This window comes from Ignavibacteriota bacterium, from assembly GCA_019637995.1.
Classification (GTDB): domain Bacteria; phylum Bacteroidota; class Ignavibacteria; order Kapaibacteriales; family UBA2268; genus JANJTB01.
This window is the reverse complement of the sequence record JAHBUQ010000003.1, coordinates 286,507-303,912: the sequence shown is the minus strand read 5'-3', so window position 1 is coordinate 303,912 and position 17,406 is coordinate 286,507. Positions and strand designations below refer to the sequence as shown.

The following is a 17,406-nucleotide window of genomic DNA, read 5'->3' as shown; positions in this document are numbered from 1 at the left end:
GATTGATGATTTCTTTTATGATACCTAATTCTCAGAGATTAATTCAATTAATATATAAATTCTTTAAGATAGAAACATTTTTGGTTTCATATTTTTGTGTCCTATTAACAAAAACTATTTTAAAAAAATAAATTCTAATCAAATACTGTTACAAATCAACTAAATATAAATTGTAAAAATAATTTTATTAACAAAATTTCGTCAATAGTCAATTATATAATGTAAAATTAACCATGAGATAAAAATGGAAGACAATAATTTAAATCAGCAGAAACCTCTGCGCCGAACAACTTCAAATAAAATAAAAGATATTTATGAAACTTATGTTAAGAATGATAAGACTAAAAATATTCCTATAAGCGATTCTGAAAGTGATTCAATTGATGAGCAGGTTACTGAAAATTCAGTTAATGAGTCGAGAGTTGATAATTCACTTGATGACTCAGCTTTTCTCGAAATGCAGACACGAATTGAGTTTTTAAGTTCTGAATTACAACAAGCGAACTCAAATATGGAAAACTTACAAAAAGAAAATACTGAGTTAAAAGAATTATCATTAAGAAAAACTGCTGAACTTGAGAATTTCCGCAAACGCAGCATCAAAGAAAAATCAGATTTAATTGAATATGCAAACGAAAAGTTGCTAGCTTCATTTGTAGAAATTCTCGATGACCTAACTGCTGCGATTAATAGCTCAACCAGCGCTGAAAATACTGATTCAGTGATAAAAGGTTTGGAATTGATTTATAACAAAACAAAAAAGCTATTTGATGAAGCAGGAGTTAAACAAATGGAATTTAATGAAGATACAGAATTTGATGTACATTACCATGAAGCTTTGATGATGGCACCTTCAGACAAGCCCGAAGGTACTGTTTTGCAGACACTTCAGAATGGATATATTTACAGGGATAAAGTTCTGAAACACGCAAAGGTTATTACTTCATCCGGTATTTCAAATAACTAAGAGGAAAACTAAAATAAAATGTCTAAAAGAGATTACTACGAAGTACTTGGATTAAGTAAAGGAGCGTCACAGGATGAAATTAAATCAAGTTACAGAAAATTAGCATTAAAATATCATCCCGACAAGAATCCAGACAATCCTGACGCCGAAAATCTTTTTAAAGAAGCCGCTGAAGCTTATGAAGTGCTCAGCAATACCGATAAACGTGCACGTTATGACCGCTATGGACATGAGGGCTTACGAGGCGGTCAGGATTATCACACATACTCAAATATTAATGATATATTTTCATCTTTTGGTGATGTTTTTGGTGGACGTGGCAGTGTATTCGACGAGTTCTTTAATATGGGTGGTGGACGCTCAAGACAGCGACATTCAGGCGAGCCCGGCGCAGACATCCGAATAAAGCTACCTTTATCACTTGAAGAAATTGCTGAAGGTGTTACTAAAACTATAAAAATCAAGCATTATGTAGAGTGTAAGGATTGTGGTGCTACCGGAGCAAAATCAGGAACCGGCAAAAAGTCTTGTTCACATTGCAATGGTACAGGTGAAGTTCGACAGGTATCCCGCTCCATTTTTGGTCAGTTTGTCAATATTTCTGCTTGTCAAAGCTGCCGCGGTACAGGTGAGATAATAGTTGATAAATGCCCTGCATGCAATGGTGAGTCGCGTGTGATGGATGAGGAAAAGATTAAAGTTACAATTCCTGCCGGTGTCGAAGAAGGGAATTATATTCCTATGCGTGGGAAAGGACACGCCGGCAAAATGGGCGGTCCTGAGGGAGATTTAATCATAATCATTGAAGAAAAAAGGCATCCAGAATTCCGACGTGACGGTAATGATATTATTTATTCACTAAAAGTTAGTTTTCCTGCTGCTGCTCTTGGTGACGAGATTGAAGTTCCTACACTTTTCGGCAATGAAATGGTGAAAATTGAAGCAGGAACTCAGAATGGAGCTGTTATAAGATTGCGAGATAAAGGTATTCCTGTTCTGAATTCTTATCAAAAAGGCGATCAGATTGTAATTATAACGGTACATGTGCCCAAAAAATTAAGTATCCGCGAAAAGGAAATTCTTGAAGAGCTTGCTGAATCTAATAATATTCAACCCGATAGTAAGCACCATAAAAAAGAAAAAGATTTTTTTGATAAAATTAAAGATTTGTTTTAACAGATTATTGATAATATCTAAAATGATTATACTGTTGAGATAGCGTCATAATATTTAACGAGAGAAATCTAAGAACTTCTTCAAACTAATTCTAGATTCTTAGATTTCTCTCTATTTTTCAAAAAAGAATTTCATATATTTTGAGTTATACTTTTCTATTTTGTATAAAGATGACTTAATGAATTATGAGAAAGAAACAATTAATTTCCTACCGGAATAAACTCAAATTTGTCACCGTCAAAAAGCCCCTTGTCGCTTAGTTTAATACTCGGAATTACAAGCAAAGCCATAAACGAAAGTGTCATATACGGCGAGTGAAGCGTACTTCCTAATTCCTTGGCAACAAGGTCAATTTTGTGATATTTTTCTGCTATAATTCTTCCGTCTTCGGCGCTCATCAGACCTGCTACAGGAAGAGGAAGAGTGAATACAAAATCATCAGATACAGCAGACAGGCCCCCCTTGTTTTCAATTACGGCATTTACAGCCTTGCAGAGTGAATCATCGCTTGTCCCGACTGCAATAACATTATGCGAATCATGACCGACACTTGATGCAATTGCACCATTTTTCAAGCCAAAATTTCGAATAAAAGCAAGCGAAGGAGGGACATCATCATAACGGTTTACAACCGCAATTTTTAAAATATCATTTTCAATATCAGTTATTATATATCCATTTTGAATTTTAGGGGTTTGATGTGATTTACGGGTAACAAGCTCACCGTCAATTGCCTCAATGACATTGAGCATTTCGATGTTATTGGCAGGAACTTTGAAATCTTCAGGACTTTTCGTGTTTGCCTTAAAAAAATTAATGTCGCTTGTTTCTACCGGTTCTATGAATGTTTTACCTGACAATGCGACTAAATCACCATTGATATAGGTCTTCTCTGCAATAAATTCTGATAAATTATTGACTATAATGAAATCAGCAGGGTCACCTTTCTGAAGCAAGCCGACTTCAAGATTGTAGTGCTTGACAGGATTGAAAGTTGCTGATCTCAGCACATCGAACAAATTATGTCCTTTTTCGATTGCGCGGCTAACAATTTTATTTATATGGCTTATAACTAAATCGTCAGGATGCTTGTCATCACTGCAAAGCATACACATATCAGGATGTGATGTGAGAAGTGAATTAAGTGTTTCGAAATTCTTAGCGGCAGTACCTTCGCGTATAATAATTTTCATGCCGTATGAAATTTTTTCGAGTGCTTCATCTAAAGAAAAACACTCATGGTCAGTCGAGATGCCAGCTGAAATATATTTCTTTGCTTGCTCACCACGTAATCCGGGAGCGTGTCCATCAACTTTTTTACCCAAATCGTGTGCAATTTTAATTTTCTCCATCACATCAGGAAATTCGTACAGAACTCCCGGAAAATTCATCATTTCGCTGAGATATTTAATGTCGGGGTCGCTCAAGAGTTCTCTAATATTATCGGGTGTTATTGTTGCCCCGGCAGTTTCAAAAGTAGTAGCTGGAACGCAGGAGGGTGCACCGAAGTAAAATTTAAAAGGCACGCGTTTACCATTATCAATCATAAAACGAATACCTTCCATTCCACACACATTAGCAATTTCGTGAGGGTCAGATACTGTAGCAACTGTTCCATGCAGTACGGCAAGACGAGCAAATTCAGAAGGAATCATCATGGAACTTTCGATATGCACGTGTGCATCTACAAATCCGGGCATTATGTAATTACTATATACTTCGTCGGTTTCTTCTATTGATTCAATGAATCCGTCATCAACAATAATTTTTCCTGCAAATATTCTTCTTGCCACGACATCAACAATATTACCATTAATTTCAAATCGCTTCATTTTATTTCCTTATTTGATTGTTCATTATTATGTATTTATTAGACGAAAATCCAACTGCATGTGTTTTATTATAAAGATTATTTAAGTAATTTCTTTTTCAAACAATGAAATTTTGATGTTTTGATAAATTATTTGTCCTTTTGTAAAAAAATCTTTGGTGATTTATAAAATTCAAATATAAAGAAATTAAATAATACAGAATATTTTGATACAATTTACGTTAATATATAATTATTCCAAAAAATCAAATTATTAAAATGAGCAAATCAAAAAATAATAATATAAATAAAATCTCGGTTATAACACTGGGTTGTGCAAAAAACTTAGTTGATTCTGAGCGTTTCAGCGGACTTTTAGCTTCAAATGGTTTTGAATTTACAGATGCAAATAATGCTGATGCAATGGTAATCAATACTTGCGGCTTTATAAAATCTGCAAAAGAAGAAAATGTTCAGGTAATTCTTGAAGCAGCTGAGCAGCGTCGCAAAGGAAAACTAAAGAAACTTATTGTAACCGGTTGCCTTTCTGAAAGATACAACAAAGAATTAAGTTCGCAGATTCCGAATGTTGATTTTTTCCTGGGTATTAATTCTGATAAGAAAATATTAAAAATTCTTTCAGGTGACCAGAAATATACTCTCACAGGTGAGAGAATGCTATTTACTCCTAAACATTATGCATATCTGAAAATTTCAGAAGGGTGCAATCAAAAATGCTCGTTTTGTGCAATACCGCTGATGCGTGGAAAACACATCACCGAGCCCGAAGATAAACTTGTAAGTGAAGCTGCCGGTCTCGCTAACAGAGGAACCAAAGAGTTGGTATTGATTGCTCAGGACAGTACTTATTATGGAAAAGATGCCACAAAAAAACAAACTTTATCATCACTTCTCGAGCGAATTTCAAATATTGAAAAGCTCGAATGGATTCGATTGATGTATGCTTATCCAAGACAATTCCCTGTTGATATTCTTGATGTTATAGCAAGCAGCCCCAAAATCTGCAACTATATTGATATGCCACTTCAGCACGCTTCTGACAAAGTGCTAAGGTCTATGAAACGTGGAATCAAGCTCAGAAAAATTGAATCTTTGCTTGATACTATTCGCGAAAAAATTCCGAATGTGACTCTGCGTTCAACCTTTATTGTTGGCTATCCGAACGAAACTGATGCCGATTTCAAAATGCTTATGGATTTCATAGAAAGGCAGCAGTTAGACCGCGTTGGTGTTTTCACTTACTCTCACGAAGAAGGCACATCTGCATATCCGTTGGGGGATCCAATACCCGAGAAAGTCAAAGAAGAAAGACGAGGCGAACTTATGCTTCTTCAGCAAAATATTTCACTCAAAAAAAATAATGCAAAAGTTGGCAAGACATTCAAAGTAATGGTTGACGGACAAAATGAAAGTCATTATTTTGGTAGAACCGAACAGGACGCTCCTGATGTTGACAATCTGGTTTATTTTGATTCAAATAGCAAACTCAACAATGGTGATTTTGTTAACGTTATGATTTCAAAAGCTGAAGAATACGATTTATTTGGTGAGGCTGTTTAGGCAAAAAATTATCGGATATTTGGCTTTTGTTAATGAATACTAATATCCCTGCACCCTAAACTTTACCATTCAATACCTGTAAAGATTTACTTGTCCAAGCATTTTGATATAAAGGGAAAGCCCTTCGGTGGAAGGGCTGGAAATCGTTAGAATTAAACCATCGCTAATTGTTGATATGAAATATCATCGATATTAGCAATACTTTTTGCATGTTCAAAAGTCATGCTTACCACATTGCCGTTTTCATCGAGTTCAACAAGAGTATTTTCATTAATATCCTTTGTTTCATAAATCAAATTATCATTGAAAGTTATCAATAATGTGTCGGTATCTTGAAAATATTTGATTTGCATTATAATTTCTCCTTAAATGAACGGTCAAAAAAAGCTTTGGCTATCCATTCTTCTTTAATCTCAGATCTATCCGGTCTAAATTTTGTAAATTCAAAATATTTTGTATATTTCATACCGTTTACCTCAATCAACAAAACGATTTAGCCACATCATTATTTTTCATTGAAAAGTACTTAAAGAAATGGATGCAACTAAGTTTGACAAAGAAGCCCGAAAACTTGCCGAATCTTTCCTATCAGCACGCCAAGAAACAGAACAATTAGTTGTAAAACAAAAGTTAGCACTCCAAGCATTGAAAGCAAGTGGAAACGAAGGAAGTGAGGCATATAATAAAATTCAAAAAATGAAATTCCCGAGATGAAGCAGATTGATACAACACTGAGACCTCTAAATGAAACCGGGAGTTTGTTACCGAAAGATGAAGAGGAATAAAGATATTATATAATTTCATCCCATAGAAAAAAATTCATTTCCCCTTTACAATCTTGTGTGCTGTTTTCATCAAATTTATTATCTAATTTTAATTGTCAAATGTAGGCTTAAATGAAATTAAAAATCTGTTTGTTAAGTCATTACGTAAGCCGTAAATCTTCTTGAATGGATTATACCACCCATTATGTTTACCACCCAAACCTTGATTCAAGTGGACGAGAAATAAATTATCAACATTTGTATATCCGTCAATTACTACAGCATGCCCAAAATCATCTCCATTATCAAAATAGAACATCAATGGTCGTTTATTATCAATTTCTTCGGTAATCAATCTTTTAATTTCTGTCTTTGCTGATAAAAAGTCTTCTTTACTATATTCATAAAAGTTGACCGAAAAACCTAAATGTTTTTCGATTCTATCCATCATCGTTTCAGTTTCAATATAACCTGAAGAACCGTAATTGGTGTATATAAGCGATGCAATGTAATAGATGTATTTGGCAACCTGATATTTGGATTCATTTGATGTATTTTCATTAATAGAAGAAACAAACTTATGATGTTGGAAATCAAAATCATTTAGATTAACCCTAATACTATCTCCATTAGAAGTTAAATAGCTAATATTCCCTCTTGGGTTAAGTTTATGGTAATGTGCGATTTGTGCTATTGCAACACCCCAACAACCTGCATCTTGGTCGTATTCAACATATTTTGAATATTCTTCTATTTGATTCCAACTTGTATTTAATAAATAACTCCTACTTTCTGGCACTTCGATAATATTTGGACTAGTCAAATACCTAGCAATCATCTCTAAAATAATCAAAAAACCAACTATTATAACTATTATATAGATATATTTTTTCATAATAAATTTCTCTATTTCCTCTTTTTAGTATTAAGTTTCACACAAAAAATGATGTATGCATCTTTTAAATTTTAATCAGTGATTTTTTTTATATTTTTGAAGCAATTGAAAATAAACAGCAATAGAAATTCCTCCAAAAATTAAAGTAGCTAATACATCTCTAAAATCAAAAGGATAGCCCGTTATAAAATTCAAACACTCATAGCCGACTAATCCAGAAATAATTATAGCCATTATTTTCCAATCCTTTTTTGTACTTTTCCCGGATAATGACAAAACCATAAAAATTGCTGTTACTGTCCCTAAAGAATTACCAAGAGTATCAGCTAAGTAATAATCAAAAATATCATTCTTATAAATGTAGGGTCCATAGAAGCTCCTTGCAATTTCAGTTAAAAAGAAAGAAACTATTCCAATAAACAAAGTTTTTCTCTTAAATGGAGTATATTTATCCTCCTTTTTTAACTTATATCTTACACCCCACCAAATAAATGGCATAAGAATAAAAGGAATATAATCAGAAAACATGATGTCTCTCACTTTTCAGATTTTTCTTTAATAAAAAGATGTTTGATTATTAATAGCGTATTGACAATTGCAAGTAAAAGAAAGCCGTAGCCGATATAATTCCTCCAAGTTCCAACATCTTCAGGTTTAATAAAAATTGTATTCATAAGCCCGATAATTAGTCCAAGAATAGCTAATTATATGAACCAATATTGCTTTTTGGTTTTCATCTGCAAATCTCCTAAATATTTATAAAATAATAACATTACTTCCTTCGCTTGTCAGTTCGCCTTTTTGGGCTTTATCAATTATACTTACATTATCCTTTAAATCAAATCAAAATGAAGGCATAATATTTATAAAATATAAACTAATATTACAATAATGCAAACATACGAATATTGATTTGAATAATTGCATGGAAAATTAGAGAGAAAGGATCATGAGTTGATACAATTTTCATCTTCTTAAACACAAAACCCCGACACAGTCAGGGTTTTCAAGTTTGGTTTGTGGAGATGGCGGGAGTCGAACCCGCGTCCGAAGAGCTTCACGCTGAGCCACTACATGTTTAGTTTGTCTTTGATTTTTTAAGATTTGGGTTAGCCGACAAACAGGCATCCGAATCCGATTACTTTAGAGATCTCACTCTTTGGTCAAGTACACCCCTCCGAGTTATCCTGTCAGTTTGCGACACCCGACAGAAAATGAACAGGCACATTCTCTGTAAGATGAGCTGCGTAATTTAATTAGGCAGCTAAAGCGTAGTTGTTTTCTGCATTTATTGCAATACCGGTTGTATTTACGTGCACCACCGATTGAGCACGACATGCGACGTCAACAATCCGACACCCCGTCGAATCCGTTACATCCCCAATAGTCCAACTTAATACGCATAATACATCAAAATATTTTAAAATTTCAGTTAAGAATTTAAGCTGCAAAGGTCTCTTTGTACTGTAATTGATAGAGTTTTGAATAGAGTCCTTGTTTTGCCAGAAGTTCCTCGTGTGAGCCGATTTCGCGTATTTCACCTTTGTGTAGGACGATTATCCTGTCAGCCCTTTGTATTGTTGAAAGTCTGTGAGCTATTACAATTGAAGTTCTGTCTTTGAGAAGGATTTCGAGTGATTTTTCAATTAATTTTTCGGTTTCTGTATCAATATTTGATGTTGCCTCATCAAGTATAAGTAGTTCGGGATTTGCTGCATAGGCGCGGCAGAATGATATAAGCTGAACTTGTCCTGCAGAAAGAGTCTGTCCGCGTTCTGACACTTCAGTTGAAAACTTATCGGGAAGATTTTCTATGAAATTCAATGCACCGAGGGCTTTCGCTGCATTTCGGATATCATCTGTTTTGATTTCCTCATTACCAAGCGAAATATTTTCAGATACAGTTCTTGAGAAAAGGAAGACGTCCTGCATTACTATTGCAATTTTTTCTCTGAGTGATTTCTGGGTGATATTTCGGATATCTTTTCCATCAATCAGAATTTTTCCTTTTTGGTAGTCATAAAACCTGCACAAAAGGTTGATGAGAGAAGTTTTTCCGGAGCCTGTAGCACCAACAATTGCGATTGTTTCACCTTTTTTAATTTCAAAATTAATATTTTTAAGAACCCATTTTTCGTCATCATAAGTAAAGGAAACATTATCAAATACGATATTATCCTTGATTTCATCTATATTCAGAGCATCAGGATTATCAAGAAGGAACTCTTCAGTATCAAGGAGCGAGAAAATTCTTTCACTTGATGCCATTGCATTTTGAAGCGTAGTATATTTTTCGCTAAGGTCTCTGACTGGTCTGAAGAACATTTCAGCATACTGAATAAACGCTATCAGCATACCAACTGTCATAACTCCACTTAGAATGTTTCCACCGGCATACCAAAGTATCAATCCGAGAGCTATAGCACTAATCATTTCGACAGCCGGATAGAATACAGCATAATAAAATATTGTACGTATATTGAGTTCACGGGTTCTTAAATTGATTTGATTAAAGTCTTCGGATAATCTTCTTTCTTGAGTAAAAAGTTTGACAGTGGTGATTCCGGAGATAAATTCATTGAGAAATGTATTCATTTTAGATACTTCCGTTCGCAAATCTCTGAATAGAACTCTTACTTTTTTTCGAAAAAATGTTGTCACCAAAAGAAGCAGTGGTAATACTGTAAGAGCCAGAAGAGCAAGCTCTGTATTAGTATAAAACATAAATCCGACAATCCAGAATATTAGCATTATATCTGCAAGCATCATCACTAAGCCGGATGAAAAAAGCTGATTCAGGACTTCAACATCATTCGTGACGCGTGTAACGAGTCTTCCCACAGGATTTTTGTCATAATATGACAATGATAGTTTTTGAATATGCTCGAAAAGTTTTGTTCTGATATCGTTTAGCACACTCTGACCCACCCACTGCATTATGTATGTCATTCCAACTCTGAGAGCACCTGTTATAACAAGCAAAACAAATATAATAACAATCATTTTGAGCAAGCCTAAATTATCACTTGCTGAGATATAGTCATCAATTGCTACCTTATTCAAATATGGTCTTAGAGGTCCGAGTGCAGCAACAAACAATGTAAAAAATACCGCCATAAAAACTAACTTTTTATACGGCTTTAAAAATTTGATTAGTCGCTTGATTAATTTATAGTCAATAGATTTATATTCAGAGCCGAAAGCATCGCCACGCATATTTAATTGATTTTATTTTTGAAATTTAGTTTTGATTAAATAAAGACGAATTTATTCGGGTTATCATTTTTAAGATAAAAAAAACAGGGTTGTTTTAAAAACAACCCTGTTCAAATTTTAAACTAAACCAACTAATAAATATTAACGAACAACATTTAATAATTTAGTTTGTGATTTTCCATTAACTGTAATGGTATAGAAGTAAGCACCTGCAGGCAATTGATTTGTAATTACATCAACTGTATGAGGACCAGCCTGAACATTATTCAAGTTTACAGTTTTAACACTTTGACCCATTGAATTAACGATGTCAATTCTAACGTTTGCAGCATTTTCTAATGTAAAGTTAACATATGCAACGTCATTTGCAGGGTTTGGAGAAATATTTTCCAATGCAAAAGGCATCTGTTCTAAAACAGAAACACCAACTAATCCACCAGGGCGTTGCAGGTTATCGTTGCGAACAACTGAAGGGTTTTCAGAGTCAAAAATAGCTATTGCAACAGTATATAAAGTACCTGAAATTATAGTACCTTGAGTTCTGTCACCAATGATATTCTGAGTAAAGTAAGGATAGTTAACTCTAACGTTTTCAGGGTTTGTGATTTGTTGAGTAATTGTTTCAATTACAGGAATTATGCTTGCTGATGGAACTACATCAGGAATATAAGTACCTTTATTATACCACAAGTCCTGAGTGATATTATATTGTCCCCATTGATTTTCATTAACACCACGAGTTGCTATCATGATATCAGTAGTCATAAGTGTATCAACAGTTTCCATAAAGTTATTATAGAGCTGATGTGGTGTAGCAAGAACAGCAATGTTGTCAGCAGGATAATTAATCCATTTTACAACAATATCATTGCCGTCAGCAGTTTTAGCTGCTTGCAATTCCTGATATCTGAAGTTAGCCACAAATTCATCGGAGAAAATTGGGTCATTTTCAGTATTGATTTGTATTGCAACAGGTGGGTATTGATTTCCATTCTGGAATACAAAATAATCTCCAACTCTTTTAACAGGTTGCCAGTTATTATTTTTGTAAGAAAATTCAACTATATGGCCATTCCAGTTTGCAGTTTCTGCAGCTGCTCCCTCTGCTGTTACATATCTTTGGAACATTGAGAATTCATCTACTCCGGTAACTACAACATCCCAATCTGTGTATGGATAAGAGTTAATACCCAACTGAACATTAGCATTATAAGCTGACACAAAATCATTAATCAAACCTTCAGGCATTCTAACAAGCTCTGACCAAGTTCTGCCGTTGTCGGTTGATTTTGAGAATGCAGGGCATCTGTAATTTTCGTTATCTGCGAACATATTAAAGAAGAACGCATAAACATTACCTTCTACGTCAACATCCAATCTCATAGGAGCATTCCAAGAGCTTGTAAGCTGCTCTGCTCTACGGAATTGATTTAAATTCCAAGCTTCAGGAATTTGTGATGCAGGATTAGCATCACCAGTGAAATCAATATATGCAATACCATAAGCACCATACTGGTAGCCGTCCTGAGGTGATAAAGTTCCATAAACATAGAAATGATCTCCTTTAGCACTTGATACAGCAGCCATACGCTGGTTGTTCACATTCCACTGCTGTCCACCACCGGGGTTATTGCTCTGAGGTGCAAGTTGCTGTTGAAATTCTAATTGATCCCAACCGCCACCATAGAAATAGAGATAATAATTTCCTCTACCACGGTAAATCAAGCCCTGAGGACCTTCTTCAGGAAGGAATGCTGTAACGGTAACAACATATTTAAAATCTATCGGATTAGTTGTTCCGGTTGGGTTAAGAACTGCTACAGAAGGGAAAAACAACATAGCATCTTCCAATGTGTAAACTCTTTCATTTGTCCATGACTTTCCACCATCATTCGAGAAGTGTAAATATACATGAGCATGAGTAGTTACTGCACCACCTTCTAATTCTACTCTTTCTCTGTCAGTGGATATATACACTAAAGTGCCTGACTTAGGTTCGTAAGCTATAGGAGTAACACCACCCCAATATGACTGCCAAAAATATTCTGTATTTTGGGTCAAAACATTAAATGCCATTTGAGGAGCCGGATAGTCTCCGATTTTGACATTTACAACATCACTTGGAGTGACTGTAACTTCACTAACATCAATCATTTGATGTGGTTTATTTATAGCAGCATTGAAATCTGCTATATCAGCGAATATGCTCATTGGGAGCATCATTGCAAGTACTAATAACAAGTACACGTTTCTCATTTTAAATCTCCAAAATTTTTACAATATTTGTAAATTAACAATAAATTAACTTTTTTTATTTTACATCTTTTTCAAAAAACAAATTTAACTGCTTTTTCATACATAAAAAAATTATTTTTGCAAATCTGTATAAATCATAGACACATTAATTGCTCAAAAAGTTACAAATTATTTTTTCCTGACTAAATATTGAAATTTTTTCCAAAATTTCACCTTTTGAATAGTAATGAATTTTATTGACTATGAAAATCAAATATTAATATAAAATTAACGTTTTTATGTTAATAATTTTGAGCAAAATGAAATCTAAGGTTATTGAATGAGAATTACTAAACAATATACAAACCGCGAAAGTCAGTCGCTTGACAAATATTTACAGGAGATTGGAAGAGTTGAACTGCTTACTCCTGAAAATGAGGTTGAGTTAGCCCAGGCAATTAAGCGAGGAAGTGGAGAAGGCATCAGAGCTTTGGAGAGACTCGTAAAAGCTAATTTGAGATTCGTGGTTTCTGTTGCAAAACAGTACCAAAATCAGGGTCTTTCTCTTGGTGACCTTATAAATGAAGGGAACTTAGGCTTAATCAAAGCTGCCAAGAGGTTTGATGAGACACGCGGATTTAAGTTCATCTCTTATGCTGTTTGGTGGATTCGTCAGTCAATTCTTCAGGCTCTTGCTGAGCAGTCAAGAATTGTTCGTCTGCCCCTAAACCGTGTAGGTGCTCTTAACAAAATTGGGAAAAAATTCTCGGAACTCGAGCAGGAATTCGAACGTGAGCCTACTGCTGCTGAACTTGCCGAGCAGTTGAATATGAGCATTAATGAAATTTCTGAAACAATTAAGATTTCAGGACGCCACCTATCCGTAGATGCTCCATTTGTTCAGGGCGAAGACAACAGACTTCTTGACGTATTACCAAATGAAATGCAGCCACCACCTGATTCTGAACTTATCAGAGAGTCTCTCCGAGTGGAAGTGCAGCAGGTATTGACTACTCTTTCTCAAAGGGAAGCTGAAGTTATTAAATTATATTTCGGACTTGACGGTCAAACTCTTACTCTCGAAGAAATCGGCGAAAAATTCAATCTTACACGTGAACGCGTAAGGCAAATTAAGGAAAAGGCTATCAGACGTCTGCGTCATGCATCAAGGTCAAAGTCTTTAAGAACATATTTAGGTTAATTTTAAAGGAAAAAAGTGCATAATACTGTTTACGATATATCTAATACTGAACTTCTCGAAGTAAATCAAAATTTCAAACCGCATAACAAAAAAGCTAAACGAAATAATCCTGAGCTAAAAACTACAATCGGGACAAGACCCGAATGGCTTAAAGTAAAAGCTCCCGGTGGTGATTCTTTCCAAAATATTCAAAAACTTATGCGCTCGAAATCCCTGCATACTGTTTGTGAAGAAGCTAATTGCCCGAATATCGGTGAATGTTGGGGTCACGGAACAGCAACATTTATGATTTTGGGTGATACCTGTACTCGTTCATGTAGTTTTTGCGCTGTTAAAACAGGCATTCCCGAGACTGTTAACCGCCATGAACCGATGGATGTTGCTATGGCAGTAAAAAAAATGGGATTAAAACATACAGTTATTACTTCTGTTAATCGTGATGAACTTAAAGATCAGGGTTCTACAATTTGGGCTGATACTGTTTTACGAGTGAAAGAATTAAATCCGGGAATAACTGTTGAGGTTCTGATTCCCGACTTCAAGGGTGATTTAATTTGTCTTGACAGAGTAATCAACTCAAATCCTGAAATACTCAATCACAATATCGAAACGGTTCCGAGATTATACAAAAAAATCAGACCACAGGCTAAATATCAGCGTTCGCTCGATGTTCTGGAATATTGCAAAAGTAGAGGAATGAAGACAAAATCAGGTATTATGGTTGGAATTGGGGAAACTGATGATGAAGTCTTTACTTTAATGGAAGATTTAGTGAAAATAAAACTTGATATTATGACAATTGGTCAGTATCTTCAGCCATCTGTTAACCATTCTCCTGTAGACAGATTCGTCACACCTGAGCAGTTCAAAGAATTTAAGCGTATTGGTGAATTGATGGGAATTCCTCATGTAGAGTCCGGTCCACTTGTAAGAAGCTCTTATCACGCACATGAACATTTAAAAGTTAATGCCCAAAAATAGATTTACTATATTGGGCTCAGGTACTTCGACGGGCGTTCCAACCATTGGTTGCGAATGCCCTGTTTGTTTATCAGTTGACCCAAGAGATAAAAGACTTCGATGCTCTCTGCTCATAGAATCAGAAAAAACAAACGTTGTAATAGATACATCTTCTGATTTTCGCCAACAGATGCTAAATTATAATGTAAAAAAACTTGATGGAGTTGTATTTACTCATCATCATTTTGACCATATCGGTGGATTTGATGATATCAGAGCATTTAATTTTGTGATGGATAAGCCTCTTCCGATATATGCAACTGAAAATACATTATGTCATCTGCAGCGAATATATCAATATGCTTTCTCTCCACCGGAGCAGCTTGGTGGCGGAGTTCCTATGATTTATATTTTTGAGATTTCCGGAAATTCATTCAATATTGGTGATATAAATTTTATACCAATCAGTATGTTTCATGGCAATCTCGAGGTTCTTGGATTTAGAATTGGTGATTTTGCTTATTGCACTGATACAAATTATATTCCCCCAGAATCACTGGAGCAGCTCAAAGGACTTAAAGTTCTGGTCATAGACGGACTGAGATTCACTCCTCATCCTACTCACTTTTCAGTCAATGAAGCACTTGATATAATTGACATACTAAAACCAGAAAAAGCATATTTGACACACATCTCTCATCATATTTTGCATCAGGATACAGAAAATAATTTGCCTGAAAATGTATTTATTGCTTATGATGGCACAAAATTTGAGCTGTAACATAAATTAATTTATATCGCTCTTTAAATATTAACAATAAATTTATAATTAATTAGTTGGTATATGACTTAAAAGATGAGAGATTAAAAAAGATGGTTCAAATTGATATAGAATATACAGGAGATCTGCATTGCAAGGTAACACATACGCCTTCAGGACAGACTTTTATTACTGACGCACCCACTGATAATCAAGGTAAAGGTGAATTTATATCACCTACTGATTTGACTGTTGCTTCGATTGGCTCATGCATTGCCACAATTATGGCAATCAGAGCTAAGAATTCAGGATTTGATATAGGCAATTTAAAAATTTCTGCTTACAAACACATGGTAAATGAGCCATACCGCAGAATTTCAAAAATTGAACTTGATTTCTTTCTTGCAAGAAAATTCGACGAAAAAGAAATGGCAATTCTGAAAAATGTTGTCAAAACTTGTCCTGTTTCAAGAAGCCTTTCAAGTGAAGTTGAAATTGTGCACAAATTTATTGAACCGGAGACTGAAAATTGATTAAGACTTACTACATATTGATTTTTTCAACATTTTTTTTGCTTTGCAATTCAGAATTAAGAAGTGATGAAATCAATATTGATTCTCTTTATCAGTCCGCTTTGAATAAATATAACGATAGTCAATTTGAAGATGCTCTTTCAGAACTAAATGCCCTGATTGCTATTGACAGCACAATTTCAGAATTTTTCAATGCTCGCGGAACTGTGAATTACCAACTTGATAATTTCGAAGAAGCGATAAAAGATTTCTCCAATTCAATCAGACTCGGAATCGAAAAGCCAGATGCACTCATCAACAGAGCCAATACTTTCGCAAGAATGAAAAATTTCGACCGTGCAATGAGTGATTTTTCCAAGGCACTTGACATTGATTCAAAAAATACTTCATTATACTACAGTCGGGGAATATTTTATGCTGAGCTTGGAAGACATTTGGACGCTATCAAGGATTTCAGCATCATCATTGCGATTGACCCTAAGAATGCAAGAGCTTTTTACAGTCGTGCTATGAGCTATTACGAGATTGAAAATTTGGTAGATGCTTTAAAAGATTTAAATGAAGCAATCAAAATCAATCCGCAATTTACTGATGCTTACAAACTTCGCGGACCAATTAAGCAAAAAACAGGGCATTTTGAAGAAGCAATTGATGATTACTCATACGTAATTAAGCAAGACAATAACAATATCAATGCTTTATTTAACCGCGCCTTATCCTATCAGGCATTAGGTGATGACAGGCTTGCTTTAAATGATTATACAAACGTTTTAAGTCTTGAAGAAAATAAGATAGCATATTTCAATCGTGGGTTAATTTACTACGAAATGGACGAAATTGAGAAAGCAATATCAGATTATGACAATGTACTTCGTTTGGCTCCTGCAGATGTTGAAGCACTAAACAACAGGGCAAATATACTTTACGAAGCCAAAAAGTATGATAAAGCCGTTGAAGATTTCTCAGCATTACTTGCAATTTCTGAAAGTTCAGACTTTTATTTCAGTCGTGGCAACTGTTATTTCAATTTAGGGAAATATGATTTAGCAATCAAAGATTTCTCACAAGCTATAAAGCAAGACCCGAACTCATTACAGACATTTTATAATCGTGGTAGAGCATATAAAAATTTAGGTAATATTGATGCTGCCCTGAAAGACTATGATAAATTTATCACTCTTGCAAAAAATGACCATTCCTACGCCCGCTATGTCGAGAGTGTTATGAAGGAAGTGGAATCTCTTAAGCGTTCTTCGAGAGAATAAAAAAATAGAGGCTACTCTCCAAGAATAACCTCTCAAATCAGAT

The 17,406-nt window shown here is 34.7% G+C and carries 16 protein-coding genes and 1 other RNA gene; 9 read left to right on the top strand and 8 right to left on the bottom strand.

From position 1 onward, the window contains the following. The first annotated feature begins 244 nt into the window (after nucleotides 1–244). Together grpE and dnaJ are read left to right on the top strand one after the other, a co-directional pair. Nucleotides 245–967 carry a nucleotide exchange factor GrpE gene (gene grpE / locus KF896_13355; GenBank protein MBX3044695.1) on the top strand — a complete coding sequence of 241 codons (723 nt, stop codon included), beginning with the start codon at nucleotides 245–247 and terminating at the stop codon, nucleotides 965–967. An 18-nt stretch (nucleotides 968–985) separates the two neighbouring features. Then, a complete protein-coding gene (gene dnaJ / locus KF896_13350) occupies nucleotides 986–2,143 on the top strand; it encodes a molecular chaperone DnaJ (protein ID MBX3044694.1) in 1,158 nt (385 codons plus the stop codon). Between the two features lie 200 nt (nucleotides 2,144–2,343). On the opposite strand, the gene ade is transcribed toward dnaJ, so the two are convergent. After that, on the bottom strand, nucleotides 2,344–3,975 hold the full coding sequence (ade, locus tag KF896_13345; protein ID MBX3044693.1) for an adenine deaminase: 1,632 nt from the start codon (nucleotides 3,973–3,975) through the stop codon (nucleotides 2,344–2,346). A 257-nt stretch (nucleotides 3,976–4,232) separates the two neighbouring features. Between ade and rimO the strand changes: the two genes are divergently transcribed. Beyond that, on the top strand, nucleotides 4,233–5,534 hold the full coding sequence (gene rimO / locus KF896_13340) for a 30S ribosomal protein S12 methylthiotransferase RimO (protein MBX3044692.1): 1,302 nt from the start codon (nucleotides 4,233–4,235) through the stop codon (nucleotides 5,532–5,534). Between the two features lie 152 nt (nucleotides 5,535–5,686). On the opposite strand, the gene KF896_13335 is transcribed toward rimO, so the two are convergent. Further along, nucleotides 5,687–5,887 carry a DUF2283 domain-containing protein gene (locus KF896_13335; protein MBX3044691.1) on the bottom strand — a complete coding sequence of 67 codons (201 nt, stop codon included), beginning with the start codon at nucleotides 5,885–5,887 and terminating at the stop codon, nucleotides 5,687–5,689. A gap of 181 nt (nucleotides 5,888–6,068) precedes the next feature. Between KF896_13335 and KF896_13330 the strand changes: the two genes are divergently transcribed. Continuing rightward, the gene (locus KF896_13330) at nucleotides 6,069–6,248 is read left to right on the top strand and encodes a hypothetical protein (GenBank protein MBX3044690.1); all 180 of its coding nucleotides are present in this window, start codon (nucleotides 6,069–6,071) and stop codon (nucleotides 6,246–6,248) included. 159 nt (nucleotides 6,249–6,407) lie between these two features. Here the strand turns inward: KF896_13330 and KF896_13325 are convergent, their stop codons facing one another. The 6 genes from KF896_13325 to KF896_13300 all read right to left on the bottom strand — a co-directional run bounded on the left by KF896_13325 (nucleotide 6,408) and on the right by KF896_13300 (nucleotide 12,665). After that, complete coding sequence (locus KF896_13325; GenBank protein MBX3044689.1) at nucleotides 6,408–7,193, bottom strand: C10 family peptidase; 786 nt, start codon at nucleotides 7,191–7,193, stop codon at nucleotides 6,408–6,410. Nucleotides 7,194–7,268: 75 nt separating this feature from the next. Next, nucleotides 7,269–7,721, bottom strand: a complete 453-nt coding sequence (locus KF896_13320) for a hypothetical protein (protein ID MBX3044688.1) — start codon at nucleotides 7,719–7,721, stop codon at nucleotides 7,269–7,271. A gap of 8 nt (nucleotides 7,722–7,729) precedes the next feature. Beyond that, nucleotides 7,730–7,867: a hypothetical protein gene (locus tag KF896_13315; protein MBX3044687.1), complete on the bottom strand. Its 138-nt coding sequence runs from the start codon at nucleotides 7,865–7,867 to the stop codon at nucleotides 7,730–7,732. 343 nt (nucleotides 7,868–8,210) lie between these two features. Continuing rightward, nucleotides 8,211–8,575: a transfer-messenger RNA gene (gene ssrA, locus KF896_13310) on the bottom strand. A gap of 58 nt (nucleotides 8,576–8,633) precedes the next feature. Beyond that, entirely contained in the window at nucleotides 8,634–10,409 is a 1,776-nt protein-coding gene (locus KF896_13305) for an ABC transporter ATP-binding protein (protein MBX3044686.1), read from the bottom strand. Between the two features lie 141 nt (nucleotides 10,410–10,550). Further along, nucleotides 10,551–12,665: a T9SS type A sorting domain-containing protein gene (locus KF896_13300; protein ID MBX3044685.1), complete on the bottom strand. Its 2,115-nt coding sequence runs from the start codon at nucleotides 12,663–12,665 to the stop codon at nucleotides 10,551–10,553. Between the two features lie 319 nt (nucleotides 12,666–12,984). Between KF896_13300 and KF896_13295 the strand changes: the two genes are divergently transcribed. The 5 genes from KF896_13295 (at nucleotide 12,985) to KF896_13275 (ending at nucleotide 17,363) form a co-directional block, all read left to right on the top strand. Then, nucleotides 12,985–13,845, top strand: coding sequence for a sigma-70 family RNA polymerase sigma factor (locus KF896_13295; GenBank protein ID MBX3044684.1), 861 nt, complete (start codon nucleotides 12,985–12,987; stop codon nucleotides 13,843–13,845). 36 nt (nucleotides 13,846–13,881) lie between these two features. After that, a complete protein-coding gene (gene lipA / locus KF896_13290; protein MBX3044683.1) occupies nucleotides 13,882–14,826 on the top strand; it encodes a lipoyl synthase in 945 nt (314 codons plus the stop codon). Then, nucleotides 14,813–15,586, top strand: coding sequence for an MBL fold metallo-hydrolase (locus KF896_13285; protein MBX3044682.1), 774 nt, complete (start codon nucleotides 14,813–14,815; stop codon nucleotides 15,584–15,586). The genes lipA and KF896_13285 overlap by 14 nt, the downstream gene beginning before the upstream one ends. Nucleotides 15,587–15,678: 92 nt before the next feature. Then, the gene (locus KF896_13280; protein MBX3044681.1) at nucleotides 15,679–16,098 is read left to right on the top strand and encodes an OsmC family protein; all 420 of its coding nucleotides are present in this window, start codon (nucleotides 15,679–15,681) and stop codon (nucleotides 16,096–16,098) included. Next, on the top strand, nucleotides 16,095–17,363 hold the full coding sequence (locus KF896_13275) for a tetratricopeptide repeat protein (GenBank protein ID MBX3044680.1): 1,269 nt from the start codon (nucleotides 16,095–16,097) through the stop codon (nucleotides 17,361–17,363). Before KF896_13280 ends, KF896_13275 begins: the two co-directional genes overlap by 4 nt. The last annotated feature ends 43 nt before the right edge of the window (nucleotides 17,364–17,406 follow it).